This is a genomic window from Arthrobacter sp. UC242_113, assembly GCF_044054585.1.
GTDB lineage: Bacteria > Actinomycetota > Actinomycetes > Actinomycetales > Micrococcaceae > Arthrobacter.
Genome location: NZ_CP171968.1, coordinates 2,195,666 through 2,212,054, shown reverse-complemented (window position 1 = coordinate 2,212,054; position 16,389 = coordinate 2,195,666). Strand labels below are relative to the sequence as shown.

The 16,389-nt window shown below is 69.0% G+C and carries 16 protein-coding genes; 11 read left to right on the top strand and 5 right to left on the bottom strand.

The window, feature by feature from the left end; genetic code table 11:
- Nucleotides 1-75: 75 nt before the first annotated feature.
- From ACHMXB_RS09950 to ACHMXB_RS09940, 3 genes are read right to left on the bottom strand one after another with little or no spacing between them, the layout of a single operon-like run.
- A complete protein-coding gene (locus ACHMXB_RS09950) occupies nucleotides 76-378 on the bottom strand; it encodes a hypothetical protein (RefSeq protein WP_395404871.1) in 303 nt (100 codons plus the stop codon).
- Between the two features lie 8 nt (nucleotides 379-386).
- Nucleotides 387-611 (bottom strand): DUF3107 domain-containing protein, encoded by a 225-nt coding sequence (locus tag ACHMXB_RS09945; protein ID WP_003805104.1) that lies wholly within the window; start codon nucleotides 609-611, stop codon nucleotides 387-389.
- 56 nt (nucleotides 612-667) lie between these two features.
- Nucleotides 668-1,336 (bottom strand): TetR/AcrR family transcriptional regulator, encoded by a 669-nt coding sequence (locus ACHMXB_RS09940; RefSeq protein WP_395404869.1) that lies wholly within the window; start codon nucleotides 1,334-1,336, stop codon nucleotides 668-670.
- An 84-nt stretch (nucleotides 1,337-1,420) separates the two neighbouring features.
- On the opposite strand from ACHMXB_RS09940, the gene moeB reads away from it, so the two are divergent.
- Complete coding sequence (gene moeB, locus ACHMXB_RS09935; RefSeq protein WP_395404867.1) at nucleotides 1,421-2,620, top strand: molybdopterin-synthase adenylyltransferase MoeB; 1,200 nt, start codon at nucleotides 1,421-1,423, stop codon at nucleotides 2,618-2,620.
- A gap of 63 nt (nucleotides 2,621-2,683) precedes the next feature.
- On the opposite strand, the gene ACHMXB_RS09930 is transcribed toward moeB, so the two are convergent.
- Together ACHMXB_RS09930 and ACHMXB_RS09925 are read right to left on the bottom strand one after the other, a co-directional pair.
- Nucleotides 2,684-3,370 carry a hypothetical protein gene (locus tag ACHMXB_RS09930; protein WP_395404865.1) on the bottom strand — a complete coding sequence of 229 codons (687 nt, stop codon included), beginning with the start codon at nucleotides 3,368-3,370 and terminating at the stop codon, nucleotides 2,684-2,686.
- 96 nt (nucleotides 3,371-3,466) lie between these two features.
- Nucleotides 3,467-4,852, bottom strand: coding sequence for a glutamyl-tRNA reductase (locus ACHMXB_RS09925; RefSeq protein WP_395404863.1), 1,386 nt, complete (start codon nucleotides 4,850-4,852; stop codon nucleotides 3,467-3,469).
- 157 nt (nucleotides 4,853-5,009) lie between these two features.
- Between ACHMXB_RS09925 and hemE the strand changes: the two genes are divergently transcribed.
- The 10 genes from hemE to hemL all read left to right on the top strand — a co-directional run bounded on the left by hemE (nucleotide 5,010) and on the right by hemL (nucleotide 16,368).
- Nucleotides 5,010-6,104: a uroporphyrinogen decarboxylase gene (gene hemE / locus ACHMXB_RS09920; RefSeq protein WP_395404861.1), complete on the top strand. Its 1,095-nt coding sequence runs from the start codon at nucleotides 5,010-5,012 to the stop codon at nucleotides 6,102-6,104.
- A 6-nt stretch (nucleotides 6,105-6,110) separates the two neighbouring features.
- Entirely contained in the window at nucleotides 6,111-7,631 is a 1,521-nt protein-coding gene (hemG, locus tag ACHMXB_RS09915; RefSeq protein WP_395404859.1) for a protoporphyrinogen oxidase, read from the top strand.
- Nucleotides 7,632-7,848: 217 nt separating this feature from the next.
- The gene (locus tag ACHMXB_RS09910) at nucleotides 7,849-8,922 is read left to right on the top strand and encodes a hypothetical protein (RefSeq protein ID WP_395404857.1); all 1,074 of its coding nucleotides are present in this window, start codon (nucleotides 7,849-7,851) and stop codon (nucleotides 8,920-8,922) included.
- Between the two features lie 74 nt (nucleotides 8,923-8,996).
- On the top strand, nucleotides 8,997-9,698 hold the full coding sequence (gene hemQ / locus ACHMXB_RS09905) for a hydrogen peroxide-dependent heme synthase (RefSeq protein ID WP_395404855.1): 702 nt from the start codon (nucleotides 8,997-8,999) through the stop codon (nucleotides 9,696-9,698).
- On the top strand, nucleotides 9,695-10,930 hold the full coding sequence (locus ACHMXB_RS09900; RefSeq protein ID WP_395404853.1) for a ferrochelatase: 1,236 nt from the start codon (nucleotides 9,695-9,697) through the stop codon (nucleotides 10,928-10,930). The genes hemQ and ACHMXB_RS09900 overlap by 4 nt, the downstream gene beginning before the upstream one ends.
- Nucleotides 10,927-11,925 carry a hydroxymethylbilane synthase gene (gene hemC / locus ACHMXB_RS09895; RefSeq protein ID WP_395404851.1) on the top strand — a complete coding sequence of 333 codons (999 nt, stop codon included), beginning with the start codon at nucleotides 10,927-10,929 and terminating at the stop codon, nucleotides 11,923-11,925. The genes ACHMXB_RS09900 and hemC overlap by 4 nt, the downstream gene beginning before the upstream one ends.
- Before the next feature lie 23 nt (nucleotides 11,926-11,948).
- The gene (locus ACHMXB_RS09890) at nucleotides 11,949-12,845 is read left to right on the top strand and encodes a uroporphyrinogen-III synthase (RefSeq protein WP_395404849.1); all 897 of its coding nucleotides are present in this window, start codon (nucleotides 11,949-11,951) and stop codon (nucleotides 12,843-12,845) included.
- Nucleotides 12,846-12,887: 42 nt separating this feature from the next.
- Entirely contained in the window at nucleotides 12,888-13,868 is a 981-nt protein-coding gene (gene hemB, locus ACHMXB_RS09885; protein ID WP_395404847.1) for a porphobilinogen synthase, read from the top strand.
- Nucleotides 13,868-15,007 (top strand): LLM class flavin-dependent oxidoreductase, encoded by a 1,140-nt coding sequence (locus tag ACHMXB_RS09880; RefSeq protein ID WP_395404845.1) that lies wholly within the window; start codon nucleotides 13,868-13,870, stop codon nucleotides 15,005-15,007. Before hemB ends, ACHMXB_RS09880 begins: the two co-directional genes overlap by 1 nt.
- 29 nt (nucleotides 15,008-15,036) lie before the next feature.
- A complete protein-coding gene (gene hemL, locus ACHMXB_RS09875; protein ID WP_395404843.1) occupies nucleotides 15,037-16,368 on the top strand; it encodes a glutamate-1-semialdehyde 2,1-aminomutase in 1,332 nt (443 codons plus the stop codon).
- Nucleotides 16,369-16,389: the final 21 nt, after the last annotated feature.

Genomic DNA, 16,389 nt, shown 5'->3' with positions numbered 1-16,389 from the left:
GACAGCGACCACGCACCCGCTTGGGTGGTGGTCTCTGATCCCAGCGGACGTGGCGCCGGCCTAGTCCTGCCGTGGTTAGATTTTCAGCGCTGCCGTCAGCCGCTGGGTGTCCTGCTTGGCGCGTGCCCGGCCCAGGTAGACCGCCACCGCCAGGGCAGCAGCCGTCCCGGCCGCCATGGGGATGACCCACGGCAGCCACGTCAGGCCCGGCTGGTAGCCCAGCCCCGCCCAGATACAGATGATCCAGGCGAGCATGCCCACCGAAGCAGCGGTGCCTGCCGGCACGAGGATGCCGTACTTGGTGTGGCGCCGGTCGTTGGCCCAGACGATGAACCCGGCAGCAGCGGTCACCAGGACCACGATCACGAGGGACAGCACGGCTCGGCCTACAGTGCGCCGAAGCCGACCCGGCGCACTTCCTCTGCGCCGATTTCGACGTAGCCGAGGACGTTTGCCGGGATGATGATCTGGCGGCCCTTCTCGTCGTTCAGGCGCAGCTCGCTGCCCTTGGCGATGGCTTCGGCCACTACTTTGGCCACAGCGTCAGCATCCTGAGCCGATTCCAGCACAATTTCACGGCCGACGTTCTGAATGCCGATCTTTACTTCCACAGCAAGGCCTCCCAGCCAGTCAAGGTTGAAATTTCAAAGGTAGTTTCAGTTGTAGTCTAGGTCTCTTTGGGGAAGCGAGAGATTCCGCGCCAAGCTAAACGGTAAATCAGGTCGCTGGCTACATCGAGGTCGAGGTTTCCGTCCGTTTCGAGCCAGTAGCGCGCGCTGACCTGGGCCATGCCCGCAAGCCCTCGTCCCAGCAGCTGGGCCTCCAGCAGCGGGAGCTTGGTGTCCTCGGCGATGATCCGCGCTATGGCCTCGGCGAAGGTCTTGTTGAACGTCTCCAGGCGCGAGCTGACGTCGGCGTCGTTGATCAGGTCGGACTCGAACACCAGCCGGTGCGCCTGGTCGTCGCTGTCGATGAAACGGAAGTAGGCACGCATGACGGCCTGCACGCGTTCCTTGTTGTCCGTGGTGGAGCTCATTGCCCCGAGCATGAGCTCGGTCAGTGCTTCGAGATGGCTGTCCAGCAGGGCAAGGTACAGCTCACGCTTCGACGGGAAGTGCTGGTAGAGCACGGGCTTGCTGACGTGCGCCGTTTCCGCGATCTCGTCCATCGCGGCGCCGTGGTACCCGTTCGCGACAAAAACCTCCTGGGCGGCGGCCAGCAGCTGGGCCCGGCGCTCGTCCCGCGGCAGCCTGGCGGAACGCTGGCCGGCGGCGCGGCCCGGGCCGGCATTGGATTGCGCGGCCTGAGTTCGATCAACCGGTGCATGATGAACCACTGTTGGCCTTCTTTCCTTTGCAGTTAACTTCACTTTACCCGGGGGTAATATGACCGCGCGGTATCTTCAGGCATACATTGAAGTATGGCTTCTCCGTCCACGGCAAATACAGTCCGCACGCTCCCGGGCCCCCTCGTCGATCCCGCAGCCGGGCTGTCCACCGAAGAGGTGGAGCGGTATTCCCGGCACCTCATCATTCCCGAAATCGGCGCACTCGGCCAACGCCGGCTGAAGAACGCGCGGGTCCTGGTCATCGGCGCCGGTGGCCTGGGGTCGCCAGCGCTGCTCTACCTCGCGGCAGCCGGAGTGGGAACCATCGGGATCATCGACGACGATGCCGTGGACCTGAGCAACCTGCAGCGGCAGATCATCCACGGTGTGCGGGACGTGGGCCGGCCCAAGATCGAATCCGCCCGGGACGCCATCGCGGAACTGAACCCGCTGGTGGACGTCCGGCTGCACGACGTCAGGCTTGATGCCTCCAACGCCCTGGAGCTTTTCGCCGGCTACGACCTCATCCTGGACGGGGCGGACAACTTCGCCACGCGCTACCTGGTGAATGACGCCGCCGCCATCCTCGGCAAGCCTTACGTGTGGGGGTCCATCTTCCGCTTCGACGGGCAGGTCAGCGTGTTCTGGGAGCAGCACGGCCCCACGTACCGGGACCTGTACCCGGAGGCGCCGCCGGCCGGCTCCGTGCCGTCGTGCGGCGAGGGCGGCGTGTTCGGGATGCTGTGCGCTGCGGTCGGATCGCTCATGGTGACGGAGGCCGTCAAGCTGATTACCGGCGTCGGGCGTTCCCTGCTGGGCCGCGTGGCGCTGTACGACGCCCTGGGCGGCAGCTGGCGCGAGATCAGGGTGTCCAAGGACCCGGACGCCCCGCGGATCACGGAACTCACCGACTACGAGGCCTTCTGCGGCGTCACCCCGGCGGAGACAGCCGACACCGGGCACACCGTGACGGCAACGCAGCTGGCCACGATGCTGGCCTCGCGGCAGGCCGGGCTGAAGGACTTCGACCTGGTGGACGTGCGCGAATCGGGGGAGTACGACATTGTCCGGATCGACGGGTCCGTCCTGATCCCGCAGGGGCGGATCCTCTCCGGCGAGGCATGGGGCGAGCTGCCGCAGGACAGGGACATCGTGTTCCACTGCAAGGCCGGGACGCGCTCGGCCGCCGTGCTGGCGGCCGCACGGAAGGCGGGCTACCAGCGCGTCAGCCATCTCGACGGCGGCATCCTCGCCTGGGTGCGCGACGTGGAGCCGCAGAAGCCGGTCTACTGACCCGGCGTTCCTCACCGCGGTTTATTGAGACCGGCACGCATGACAGGCGAACCGACGCCGGGCTCATGAGAGTACCTTGGCCACCGTCATCAGCGGGAGCGCAAGGGCCTGCGGGGCGTCGTCCTCCAGCCCCGTGTATTCGATTTCCATCGCGACGGAATCGTGCGGGGCCAGGTAACTGATCCAGACCTTCTCGCTGGCACCGGCGGCAATCGTGCCGGGGCCGCGGTCGGCGTCCTGCGGGGCTACCGTGACGCCGGAGGGCAGCAGCTTGAGGCGCAGCTGTCCCGGGCTGAACAGGACCGGCTCGGGCCGGACATTAGTGAGCGCCACTTCGAGCACGACGACGTCGCCCCACGTGAAGTTTCCGGGTTGCGGCCAGTCTGAGTCCAGGAGGGGGTCGCCGTGGTGGTCGTCCACCGGGGCACCCTGGCGGCTGGAAACGCGCTCGATTCCGGGCTGGCCTGCTGCGACGGCCCTTCGCGTTCCGTCCGTGACCTGGGATACGGCTGAGGCGAGCGGCGTGGCGGCAGGCCGCCCCTGCGCATCAAGCCTGGCCAGGCGTCCGGCGTCGACGAGTGACAGTGTGCCGAAGGTTGTGGAGAGCCCGGCTCCGTTGCCAGGTCTGCTGCGAGACACGATGCCGCAGGTTCCACCGCCTACCAGCAGGAGCGCCCCACCGCCCACGATGAGTCCGAATTGCCGGCGGCTCAGTGACGGCACGGCAGAGGCCGGTGAAGCAGAATTCATGATGGCTCCCCAATATGGTTTTCACGGGCAACTTCAATGCTGCGCGGGGAACCTATGGAAAGCTTGTAGGGTCTGGTTTGTCAGAACATATGCAGGCTAAGCGGAGTTCCTGCGGGCCTCATTTTCCTGCGGGATTGCGGAGTCCTGCAGGGTCCCGGTATTCGACCCGCTGCCAGCAGCAAGGGCTTTGTGGTCCACAGGGCACTCGGCCTTGGACGCGGCGGCCGGCTGCTCCACGGTGATGCCATACAGGGTTTCCAGCGCAGCGACGTAGTCGTCCTGCTGGCCGTTGGACGCCAGCTCGCGGGCGCGCACGGTGGGGACGTGGAGCAGTTGCTTCACCATGCGGCGGAGCGCAAACTCCACTTCTTCGGCGGCAGCGGTGCAGCCGTGGCGGGCGCGCACCTTTTCCATTTCCGCGTCGAGCACGCTCATGGTGTGGCGGCGGAGGGCCACAATGGCTGAATCCACGGAGCGTGCCTCACGCTCCTGTTCAAACGCCTGGGCGGCGCCGGAAACCATGCTGCTGGCCTGCGCGAGTGACTCCGCCTGCTCCTGGGGCGCAGCGAGCCGCACGGACTCGAGAGTCAGCAGCTCCACGCCGTCGAGCTCTCCGACCGCGGGGTCAAAATCGTGGGTGAGCGCCAGATCGATGGCGATCAGCGGCTGGGTGGATCCGGCACGGACCTGGGCCAGCTCGGCGGCTTCCACCCTCGTGTCCGAGCCGCTGCAGCCGATCATGACGTCGGCGGCTGCGACGGCGGCGTGCAGGGTGTCGCCGTCGAGGGCCGTGCCGCCGCGCGTTGCCACGAAGGTGGCTGCGCGTCCTGACGAGGAGAACACCGCGATGTCGCGGCAGCCGCGTTCACGGAGCAGGGCCATGGTGGCTCCGGCGTAGGCGCCGGTGCCGAACACCACCACCTTCTTCTTCGACCAGTCGGTCTCTTCGGAAAGGTCGGTGGCGAGGTCGAGTGCGACCGAGACGATGGACAGGCCGCGGGAGCCGAGGGCTGTCTGCGCGCCGACATCCTTGGCGGTCTTGGAGGCGGCCTGGAACAGGCGGACCAGCCCGGCGCTGGCGGTGCCCTCATGCTGGGCCGTGATCAGGGCGCGGCGCACCTGCCCGGCAATCTCACGTTCGCCGACGACGGCGGAGTCGAGTCCGGAGCTCACGGCAAAGAGGTGCTCGGTGACCTCGGGGCCGGTGCGGGTGCTGAATGACCGGGACACCAGCTGCTCGCTGAGGCCGCTCGAATCGCTGATCTGCCCGACGAGGGCGGCGCGTGCGGCCTCGACGTCGTCGGCGTGCGGCGCCTCTCCGTAGATTTCGTAGCGGTTGCAGGTGGCAAGGACAACCGCACCCTTGACCGCCGGCGAACCGGCGAGGGCGGACGTGGCGATGCCAGAAGAACCGTTGCTTAGCTGAGCAACGGTTTCGAGGTCGATGTCGGCGTGTGTAGCCACCAATGAGAAAAGAACCACAGCAGGACAATCATAGCTTTTTCGCACCCGCGTAGAACAACCCTTTGTCCGGATCCCCGGTTTCCGGGCCTGTGATTCCTGCCACCCCTTCATGGGGCTGCCGCGGGTGACAGGCTGTCGTTATCTTTTGGGGGCGAATTTGGGCACAATCAAAGGCATGACTTCTAGCGCTTTGACCCCCGCCGGTACCGGACTCGACGCAGGCCATCCGCTTCGCGACGGACGCACTGCTGACTCTCCGCTTATTACGGCGTACCGCGGCGGCAAGCCAAGCCGCCGCCCGGTGTGGTTCATGCGCCAGGCGGGGCGTTCCCTGCCGGAATACCTGAAGCTCCGTGAGGGCGTCGCCATGCTGGACTCATGCCTGCGTCCCGAACTTGCCTCGGAAATCACCCTGCAGCCGGTGCGCCGGCACGACGTTGATGCGGGCATCTTCTTCTCCGACATTGTCATTCCGCTGAAGCTGGCCGGCGTCGGAGTCGACATCGTGCCCGGCGTGGGGCCGGTCCTGGATAAGCCCGTACGGACCGCCGCCGACGTCGCCGCCCTGCCTCGTCTCACTGAGGAGTCGCTGGAACCCATCCGGGAAGCCGTTCGGCTGACCGTGGATCAGCTCGGCAAGACCCCGCTTATCGGCTTCGCCGGGGCGCCTTTTACACTGGCCGCCTACATGGTGGAGGGCCGGCCCTCCCGGGACCACCTTGGCCCGCGCACCATGATGCACGCCGATCCCGAGACGTGGACGGCGCTGGCCAACTGGGCCGCGGATGCCTCCGGCCTGTTCCTGCGCGCCCAGCTGGAGGCGGGCGCTTCCGCGGGCCAGCTGTTTGACTCGTGGGCAGGTTCCCTTGGCCTGGCCGACTACACCCGGTTCGTTGCCGCTGCCTCATCCCGCGCACTGGACCACGTCCGTGGCCTTGGCGCGCCGCTGATCCACTTCGGCACCGGCACCTCCGAGCTTTTGGTGGCCATGCGCGACGTCGGCGTTGACGTGGTCGGTGTGGACTACCGGCTGCCGCTGGAGGAGGCCAACCGCAGGCTGGGCGGCACCGTCCCGCTGCAGGGCAACATCGATCCTGCGCTGCTGTCCGCCCCGTGGGAGGTCCTTGAGGCGCACGTGCGCGAGGTCATCGCATCGGGCGCGGCGGCCCCGGGCCACGTGCTGAACCTCGGCCACGGCGTGCCGCCGGAAACGGACCCCGACGTCCTGACGCGCGTCGTCGAACTCATCCACTCCGTCTCCCCGGAGTAAAGGGCTGTGGCTGCGGGCAGTCCTCCGGCCGCCGGACCCACTGCACCGGCCGCCGGACGCGCGGCACTGGTGGTCGGCGGCGGCATCTCCGGGCTCGTGGCCGCGCGGGAGCTGGCGCGGGCGGGCCTCCGCACCACGGTGCTGGAAGCTGCCGAAGCCTGGGGAGGCTGCGTCGGCAGTCATGACGTCGCCGGGCTGACCTTCGACAGCGGGGCTGAGTCCTTCGCCACCCGCTCAACTGCGGTGGCCGACCTCGCCGCTGAGCTCGGGCTGGGCGGACACATCGTTGCCCCGCGGCCGGGCGGCGCATGGGTGCAGCTGCCGGGCGGACCTCGCGAACTTCCCAAGACCGGCGTGCTGGGCATCCCGGCCAATCCGTGGGACCCGGAGGTCCGCCGCTCGCTGGGCCTGGGGGGCTCCCTGCGCGCTTCGCTGGACAAACTGCTCCCTGCCTCCGTGGGGACCACCGCCGAGGTTTCCAGCGTCTCCGCGCTGGTTCGGGCCCGGATGGGACGCCGCGTCCTGGAACGGCTGGTGGAACCCGTGGTGGGCGGCGTGCATTCGGCTGACCCCGCTCTGCTCGACGTCGATATGGTGGCGCCGGGGTTGCGCGCGGGCATCACCCGGCACGGTTCTCTGGCCGCCGCCGTGGCTGCCCAGCGCAAGGGGGCAGGAACGCAAAGGACGCCAACGCAAAGCACGCCAACGCAGGGCGCGCCAACGGAAGCCAAGCCTGCCAAGGCAGGCTCCGCCGTCGCCGGCCTGAAGGGCGGCATGCACACCCTCGTCACTGAGCTGGTGGCGGACCTCAGGGCTCGCGGCGTGCAGCTGATGCCGGGCACAGCGGCAACCGATGTTGCACGGACCCCGCAGGGCTGGGAGGTGGCGGCGGGGGAGGGGAGCTACAAGGCCGACGTCCTGGTGGTTGCCCTGGACGGACCATCGGCAGTGCGGCTCCTCGGGAAGGCGGTCCCGGCGCTCGCCGTGCACCAGCCCGGGCCCGGGCCTGTGGTCAAGCTTGTGACACTCGTTGTTGACCTCCCCTCGCTGGACCGTCGTCCGCGCGGAACGGGGATCCTGGTGGCGCCGCAAACGGAGGGAATTCGGGCGAAAGCCCTCACCCATGCCACCGGCAAATGGGCCTGGGTGGCGGAGGCGGCCGGTCGTGGCAGGCACGTGCTGCGGCTCTCCTACGGACGCAGCGAGGGTGCTTCAGCCGCTGCGGCTGCCGCCGCACCGGGGCCGGAATCGGCGTCGGATGAGGCATTGCTTGACATGGCTTTGCAGGATGCGTCAGCGCTGCTGACGGTGCCGGTCACACGGGAGGCGCTGGTGGACTGGGACGTCGTCAGCTGGGCCGGAGCGCTGCCTTTTGCCGCTGTGGGGCACCGGCAGCGGGTCGCCGAAGTCCGGCAGATCTGCGCCGGCACGGACGGGCTGCTGATGGTCGGCGGGTGGCTGGCCGGCAACGGGCTGGCGGCCGTGGTGGCCGACACGAAAACACAAGTCACGGCCTTCCTGGCGTAGGCGTCCCCGCTCTCGCGGTCGGCTGCGGGGAGGCAGCTTACCTGCCGCCCGCGATACCTTCCGGGAGGACCTTCCGCAAGTTTTCCCCGGCGCGAAATTGTGTCTAGGGTCGATGACTATGGTCAATCAGAAGTCCGATGGTTTTCGTTCGCTGACTGGTTTCCATGGGGGACTTCGGCGCGGCACAGCAGCGGCAGCGTTCGGAGCGGTACTGGTCTTGTCAGCAGGAGTTCCTGCATCCAATGCTGCTGCATCCAACGCTGCTGCGTCCGACCTGCCTGTGTCCGACCTGCTGGCGGAGCCCGACCAGGGCGGTGCTGCTGCCGGAACGGAGCTCGGCGCCGCTGTCGACGCCGCGGGCCTCGAGGCCTGGGCGGCGGCTGCCCTGTCGAATCACGGCAAAAGGGAAGGCAAGCGGAACGGCGGGAAGTCGGACGGCGGAGCAGCCGGCCCCACCGAGCCCTCGCCAACGGACGAGCCATCACCCTCCGACGCGCCGTTGCCGTCCAAATCGCTGCGGCCGTCACTGGCGCCGCTGGTCCCGACGCCGGTTCCATCTGTGACCCTCACAGCGAGCCCGACGCCTGACCCGTCGATCAGCGCCTCGGCCACGCCCACGCAGCCCGCTCCGGCGCCGTCCGATCCGGGTAACACCGAGCCGGCGCCGTCGCCCGCTCCGACCGACTCGGAAGCCCCGCCCTCTTCCGGAACGGCGACGCCCTCCAGGCCAGCCCGGCCATCAGGAACTCCGGAAGCCCCTGAACCGTCCGAAACACAGCCCTCGGGCACGCCGTCCTCATCGGGAACCTGGGCGCCGTCGCAGTCGGGAACCCCGACGCCGTCGGGCAGTTGGTCAGGATCGCCGGCCGGAACCGGCGGTTCTTCTCCCGCCGGATCGGCACCCGCCGGATCCGCCCCCGGCTCCCCGGCGGCCGGAACCGGGGCATCCCCGACGCCGGCCGCCGGCAGTTCGCAAAGCGCAGCGATCACCGGAATCCCCTCCGCGGAGGCCGGCCCGTTCGAGGAGATCGCGGGCCTGTCAGGCGGCTCCGGCCTGCGGGGACGCTCGGCCGCGGGCGTTGCCGGCGGCGTCTGGGGCTCGGCGCAGCTCGCGGGCCCCAACAACATGGCCACGATCAGCTCGCCCTACACCCGCGGGCCGGGAGAGAGTGCCGTCATGGGCGTGTCACGGAGCGGAACCATTGAGCCGCAGGTGTGGTGGGGTGCAGGGCTCCTGGCGCTCGCCGGGGCAGCGGGTGTGGCGGCGGTACGCATCCGTCGGTCGCTGTGAAATTAGCCACTTCTACGCGACGTAGAAGTTGAGTTTTTCGACTTAGGCCGCATGGAAGGGGCAGGATAGTAACCATGAGCCACACTCCTGCCGAATCTGTCACCAAAACCGAAGAATCAGCCGAGCAGTTCTTCACCCTCTGGACCGTTTTCAAGCGCTCCGCCGAGGCCCTCCGCAGCGCCGATGCCGCCGAGGATTTCGACGCCCTGGTGGCGCGCCTGGCCGAGGGCGGGGTCACCCATCGCGGAAGCTACGACGTTTCCGCCATGCGCGCCGACGCCGACGTCATGGTCTGGCTCCACGGCCCCAAGCCTGAAGCGCTGCAGCAGGCCATCCGTGACATCCGCCGCAGCAAGCTGTTCGCGGGAACCGAAATCGTCTGGTCCGCCATGGGCGTGCACCGTGAAGCGGAGTTCGCCAAGAACCACACGCCGGCGTACTCACGCGGAGTGGCCCCGGCCGAGTGGCTGTGCGTGTACCCGTTTGTCCGCTCCTACGAGTGGTACCTGCTGCCGGAGAACGAGCGCGGCAAAATGCTGCGCGACCACGGCCTGCTGGGCCGCGACTTCCCGCAGGTCATTTCGAACACCGTGTCATCCTTCGCGCTCGGCGACTGGGAATGGATCCTCGGCCTGGAAGCACCCGAGCTCGTGGACCTCGTGGACCTGATGCGCCACCTGCGTTCCACCGAAGCACGCAACCACGTACGCGAAGAGATCCCCTTCTACACCGGGCGGCGGATCACCGCGGGCGAGATCGCCGAGGTCCTCGCATGAGTCCGTTGGACCCGCAGGAAGACACCGCGAACCCTGTCACCGAGAGCGGCAGGCTGGCGCCTAAGGAATACGACGGCGTCCTCCTCGCCTCCTTCGGCGGCCCCGAAGGCCAGGACGACGTCATCCCGTTCCTCCGCAACGTCACCCGCGGCCGCGGTATCCCCGATGAGCGCCTCGAAGAGGTGTCCCACCACTACCGCGCCAACGGCGGCATCAGCCCCATCAACCAGCAGAACCGCGAGCTGAAAGCCGCCCTCGAGGCTGAGCTGGCCGCGCGGGGTATCGACCTGCCCGTCCTGTGGGGCAACCGCAACTGGGACCCCTACATCCCGCAGACCCTCCAGGACGCGTACGACGCCGGCCACCGCCGGCTGCTCATGCTCACCACGAGCGCATACTCCTGCTACTCCAGCTGCCGCCAGTACCGCGAGGACATCGGCATGGCCCTGACCGAAACCGGGCTCGACGGAAGGCTGGAAGTGGACAAGGTCCGCCAGTACTTCGACCACCCCGGCTTCGTGGAACCCTTCATTGCGGGTACCGCCGAGGGAGTCGCCGAGGTCCGCGCGCAGCTTGCCGCCGCCGGCAAGCCTGACGCCCCCATCCACGTCCTCTTCGCCACCCACTCCATCCCCACCCGGGATGCCGTGGCCGCCGGCCGTTCCGAGGACGAGCCCCGTGAGTTCGCGGAGGACTCCGCCTACGTGGCCCAGCACCTCGCCAACGGCGCGGAGATCATGCGCCGCGTGGAAGCCGATTCCGGCCTGTCCGCCCCGTGGTCCCTCGTCTACCAGTCGCGGTCCGGCGCCCCGCATATCCCGTGGCTCGAGCCGGACATCAACGATGCGATCGAGGACCTCGCCAAGCAGGGCGTCGCGGGCATCGTAATCGTGCCCCTGGGCTTTGTCAGCGACCACATGGAGGTGGTCTGGGACCTCGACACCGAAGCCCTGCAGACCTGCCGCGACCTTGGCCTCGCCGCCACGCGCGTGCCCACGCCGGGAACGCACCGCCGCTTCGTCGAGGGTCTGGTGGAACTGATCTGCGAACGCACGGTGGCCAACAACATCGCGGACCGCCAGGCCGTCACCGGCCTCGGGCCCTGGTACGACGTATGCCGCCCCGGCTGCTGCGAAAACTTCCGCGGCGAAAAGCCCACCATTGCCGGTGCCGACACCACCGTCGGTCAGGGACACGATCCCTATCCGGCAGCCGGACAGGACGCGAAGTGACGGTTCGGATCGGCACCAGGGCGAGCAAGCTTGCCCTAACCCAGACCCAGCAGACTGCCGACCGGCTGGCCGCCGTCGGAGGTTTCGACGTCGAACTCGTCCATGTCCGGACCGACGGCGACGTCCTCACCGGCTCGCTGTCGCAGATGGGCGGCACCGGCGTCTTCGTGGCCGCACTGCGTGACGCGCTGCTGCGGAACGAGTGCGACGTGGCTGTCCACTCCCTGAAGGACCTGCCCACGGGTTCGGCCCCGGGCCTGACGCTGGCCGCCACCCCGCCCCGCGTGGACGTCCGCGACGTCCTCTGCGCCCGCGACGGCCTCAAGCTGGCCGACCTGCCCAAGGGCGCCCGCGTCGGCACAGGCTCACCCCGCCGGGCAGCGCAGCTCCGCGCAGTGCGTCCCGACCTGGACATTGTGGACATCCGCGGCAACGTGGACACGCGGCTGGGCCGGGTGCCCGGGCTGCCGGGCAACGCCACCGACTCGGTGGTCGACGGGAAGTCGTGCGACCTCGACGCCGTCGTCCTGGCCGCCGCCGGACTGGAACGGATCGGCCGCCTGGACACCGTCACCGAATACCTGGAGACGGACATTATGCTCCCGGCAGCCGGCCAGGGATCGCTGGCCATCGAATGCCGCACCGCCGAGGCACCCGCCCGGCCGGGCTCCAGCGAGGGGTCGCAGGGCGTGCTCGCCCAGGCGCTGGCCGCTCTTGACGACGCCGACACCAGGCTTGCGGTCACCGCCGAACGCGCGCTGCTTGCCCGGCTCGAGGCAGGCTGCGCAGCCCCCGTGGGCGCCTACGCGTATCGGAAGGGCAGCATGCTCCACCTGGAAGCGGTGGTCTGCGCCGTGGACGGCACCGCCTCGGTGCGGGACAAGCGGGCGACCGACGGACTCACCGAGGTGGGCGCCACCCTGCTCGGAATCGAACTGGCCGAGGTCCTGCTGGCGGCCGGGGCTGCGGACATCGCGGACCTCACGGCCTCCTGACCGCAGCCGGCCACCGTATGCGAATGACGAGCGGGGAGCACGAGGCGGGCGGACGCCCGCTGGAAGAACGTCCGCTGGAAGAACGTCCGCTGGACGGGCTCCGCGTCCTGGTGACGCGGAGCCCCGAGCGGTCCGGGCCCCTCACCGAGGCACTGCGGCTGGCCGGCGCCGTTCCCCTCCTCCTGCCGCTGACGGCCGCCGAGCGCGCCCCGGACCAGGTAGCGCTTGACGACGCCTTTGAGGCTTTGGGCGCGGGCAGCTTTGAGTGGCTCGTGGTCAGCAGTGCCACCACCGTCCTGGCACTGCAGGAAAAGGCGGCAGAGCGCGCCGTGGAACTCGGAGACTGGCTTCCGGCCGGAACCCGGGTTGCCGCGGTGGGCCCCGCCAGCCGGAAGGCGCTTGAGGCAGCCGGAATTGCCGTGCACTTCGAGCCGGAGCAGCAACATTCAGCCGCAGGGATCGTCAGCGGGTGGCCCGGCGGTCCTGCCGCCGTGCTGCTGCCCCAGGCCGATATCGCGGCCCCTGCGCTGGCCCGGGGGCTTGAGGCCAAAGGCGCCATGGTGCGCACCGTGGTGGCCTATTCCACCGTGGACTTCCCGGCCGAGCCGGCGCGGCGCCTTGGCTCAGGACTGGACGGAACCGGCAGTGAGGGCGCCGCACCGCAGCCGCTGCTGACACTCGCCGAGGCGAAAGCCGAGGTCGACGACGGCGCCCTGGCCGCCGTCGTCGCCGCTTCACCCAGCGCGGTGCGGCGCATCGGCGCCATCCTGGCGCCGCTCGGCTCCTGCCGCCTCGTGGCCATCGGCCCGGCCACAGCGGCAGAGGCGGAAGTCCTGGGACTCGTCGTGGCTGCCACGGCCCGGGAAGCCACGCCTGACGGGCTCGTGGCGGCCGTCATCCGGGCCGTTGCAGCCACCTAAGCATCCATTCATCAACAGCAGGCCCACAGTGAAGGACAGGACATGAGCTTTCCGCACCACCGCCCCCGGCGGCTCCGCACCACCCCCGCCATGCGCAGGCTCACGGCGGAGCACCGGCTTGCCCCGGCAGACCTGATCCTTCCCGCGTTCATCCGCGAGGGGCTCTCGGAGCCGAACCCGATTGCCTCCATGCCGGGCGTCGTGCAGCACACCACGGACACCCTCAAGCGCGCGGCAGCCGAGGCCGTGGAGCTGGGCGTCGGCGGCATCATGCTGTTCGGCATCCCCGAGACCCGGGACGCGGAGGGCACGGCATCCCTGGACCCGGACGGGGTCCTCAACAAGGCCATCCGCGACGTCCGGTCCGAGGTGGGGGACAGCCTCGTGGTGATGAGCGACGTCTGCCTGGACGAATTCACGGACCACGGCCACTGCGGCGTCCTCGACAGCGACGGCTACGTGGACAACGACGCCACGCTGGAGATCTACGCGAAGATGGCGGTGGCCCAGGCTGACGCCGGCGCCCACGTGCTGGGCCCGTCCGGAATGATGGACGGACAGATCGGCGTGATCCGGCAGGCCCTTGAGGAGGCCGGCCACGTGAACACCGCCGTGGTGGCCTACGCCGCGAAGTACGCGTCGGCGTTCTACGGCCCGTTCCGGGAAGCGGTGGACTCCCAGCTCAAGGGCGACCGCAGGACCTACCAGATGGACGCCGCCAACCGCCGCGAAGCCGTCCAGGAGGTCGAGCTGGATCTCGCCGAGGGTGCGGATATGGTGATGGTCAAGCCGGCCATGAGCTACCTGGACATCCTGCGCGACGTTGCCGAGATGAGCCCGGTGCCGGTGGCCGCCTACCAGATCTCGGGGGAGTACGCCATGATCGAGGCCGCCGCCGCCAATGGTTGGATTGACCGGCGGGCAGCCATCACCGAGTCGGTGCTGGGCATCCGGCGCGCCGGGGCCAACATGGTCCTCACGTACTGGGCCAGCGAACTCGCCGGCTGGCTCAAGGAGTCCTGATGCCGGAACACGCCGGTGGTTCACCCTCCGCCCAGACCACAACACCGGCCGGGGGACCCACCGCTCCGGTAGGACCACGGCAGATCCTGCTGGGCCTGAACACCTTCGGCGACGTCGGAGTGGACGGTGCCGGCGAGCCGAAGCCGCATGCCCAGGTGCTTCGGGAGCTGCTGGACCAGGCGGTGCTGGCTGACGCCGTCGGACTTCACGCCTTTGGCGTGGGAGAGCATCACCGCCGCGACTTTGCAGTGTCCGCCCCTGAGGTGTTCCTTGCGGCTGCCGCGGCCAGGACCACCAACATCAGGCTCGGTTCGGCCGTGACCGTCCTGAGTTCGGACGACCCCATCCGCGTTTTCCAGCGCTTCTCCACCGTGGACGCCCTGTCCGGCGGCCGCGCCGAGGTGATGCTGGGCCGCGGCTCTTTTGTCGAGTCCTTTCCGCTGTTCGGCCTGGACTTGGCGGACTATGAGGTGCTGTTCGAGGAGAAGCTGGAGCTCTTCGACAGGGTGCGGGCGCAGAAGCCGGTCCACTGGGAAGGGCGCACCCGGCCTTCCCTTGCCGGGCTGAGCGTGTATCCGCCGCTGGAGCACCACCTGCTGCCGGCCTGGATCGGCGTGGGCGGCACCCCGGAGTCCGTTCTGCGCTGCGCGGAGTACGGCTACCCGATCATCTTTGCCATCATCGGCGGCCAGCCCCGTGCCTTTGCCCCGCTGGTGGATCTTTACCGCGAGGCGATGGCCAAGTACGGCCGGCCCATGCAGCAGATCGCCACCCACTCGCCCGGCCACATCGCCGAGACCGACGAGGCAGCCCTTGAGGAGCTCTTTCCGCACTGGCTTGCCCAGCGCAACAGGATCGGGGCCGAGCGGGGGTGGGGCCCGGGAAACCGGCGGGAATTCGACGCCATGTGCGGGCCCGAGGGCGCCCTGTATGTCGGATCGCCTGAGACGGTGGCGCAGAAGATCGCGCTGCTCAAGCGGAACCTCGGCGTGGACCGTTTCGACCTGAAATACGGCAACGGCACGCTGCCGCACGAATCCATGATGCGCTGCATCGAACTCTTCGGCACCGTGGTGGCACCGCGGGTGGCCGAGCTTCTGTCGGGCGACATTAATGACTCCAAGGACACGGTCCGGTGACACCCCCGGAGACTGAAAGAATGGGAACCATGACTTCCAGTACGCCTCGCAACGAGGAACTTTTCGACCGCGCCCGCCAGCTGATGCCCGGCGGCGTGAACTCCCCGGTCCGTGCCTTCGGTTCCGTCGGCGGCACGCCCCGCTTCATGGTGGCGGCCAAGGGCCCTTACCTGACGGACGCCGATGGCAAGGAGTACGTGGACCTGGTCTGCTCCTGGGGCCCGGCCCTGCTGGGGCACGCCCACCCGGCCGTCCTCGATGCCGTGCACGCCGCGGTGGACCGCGGCCTCTCCTTCGGTGCCTCGACCCCCGATGAGGCCAACCTCGCGGCCATCGTCAAGGAACGTGTTTCCGCCGTTGAACGGCTGCGCATGGTCTCCACCGGCACGGAAGCCACCATGACGGCCATCCGGCTCGCCAGGGGCTTCACCGGCCGCAACCTGGTGATCAAGTTTGCCGGTTGCTACCACGGGCACCTCGACGGGCTGCTCGCGTCCGCAGGCTCGGGTGTGGCCACCCTCGCGCTGCCCGGGTCTGCCGGCGTCACGGCCGCCACCGCCGCCGAGACCCTGGTGCTGCCCTACAACGACCTCGCTGCCGTCGAGGCCGCCTTCGCTGAGCACGGCCCCAACATTGCTGCCGTCATCACCGAGGCGGCGCCCGCCAACATGGGCGTGGTCACACCGGGCGAGGGCTTCAATGCGGGCCTCTCCCGGATCACCGCCGCCCACGGCGCCCTGCTGATCGTCGACGAGGTCCTGACCGGCTTCCGCACCGGCTACTCGGGCTACTGGGGCCTCACAGGCGGCGCCGCCGACGCCACCGAGAAGTGGACCCCGGACCTTCTGACGTTCGGCAAGGTGATCGGCGGGGGCATGCCGACGGCGGCCCTCGGCGGACGTGCCGACGTCATGGACCACCTCGCGCCGCTCGGACCCGTGTACCAGGCCGGCACGCTGTCCGGCAACCCGGTGGCCATGGCTGCCGGGGTCGCCACCCTGACGCACGCCACGCGGGAGGTGTACTCGTTTGTGGACGCGCGGTCGCTGGAACTGTCCGGCGCCCTGTCCTCCGCCCTGGCTGCGGCCGGCGTGGACCATTCCATCCAGCGCGCGGGCAATCTGTTCTCGGTGGCATTCGGCACGTCCGAGCAGGGGGTCCACAACTACAGCGACGCACTGAAGCAGGAATCGTTCCGCTATGCGCCCTTCTTCCACTCCATGCTGGAATCGGGTGTTTACCTGCCGCCGTCGGTCTTCGAGGCCTGGTTCCTGTCTGCGGCGCACGACGACGCCGCCATGAATCGGATCTTCGAGGCATTGCCCGCCGCCGCGGAGGCGGCCGCCGCAGCGAAGGCCTAAGCCGCCGTCGGACCTTCTGTT

Coding starts and splice junctions, on each gene's coding strand:
- moeB (WP_395404867.1), top strand. CDS start 1,421: ATGGCTTCTCCGTCCACGGCAAATACAGTCCGCACGCTCCCGGGCCCC.
- ACHMXB_RS09930 (WP_395404865.1), bottom strand. CDS start 3,370: ATGAATTCTGCTTCACCGGCCTCTGCCGTGCCGTCACTGAGCCGCCGG.
- hemE (WP_395404861.1), top strand. CDS start 5,010: ATGACTTCTAGCGCTTTGACCCCCGCCGGTACCGGACTCGACGCAGGC.
- hemQ (WP_395404855.1), top strand. CDS start 8,997: ATGAGCCACACTCCTGCCGAATCTGTCACCAAAACCGAAGAATCAGCC.
- ACHMXB_RS09900 (WP_395404853.1), top strand. CDS start 9,695: ATGAGTCCGTTGGACCCGCAGGAAGACACCGCGAACCCTGTCACCGAG.
- ACHMXB_RS09890 (WP_395404849.1), top strand. CDS start 11,949: ATGACGAGCGGGGAGCACGAGGCGGGCGGACGCCCGCTGGAAGAACGT.
- hemB (WP_395404847.1), top strand. CDS start 12,888: ATGAGCTTTCCGCACCACCGCCCCCGGCGGCTCCGCACCACCCCCGCC.
- ACHMXB_RS09880 (WP_395404845.1), top strand. CDS start 13,868: ATGCCGGAACACGCCGGTGGTTCACCCTCCGCCCAGACCACAACACCG.
- hemL (WP_395404843.1), top strand. CDS start 15,037: ATGACTTCCAGTACGCCTCGCAACGAGGAACTTTTCGACCGCGCCCGC.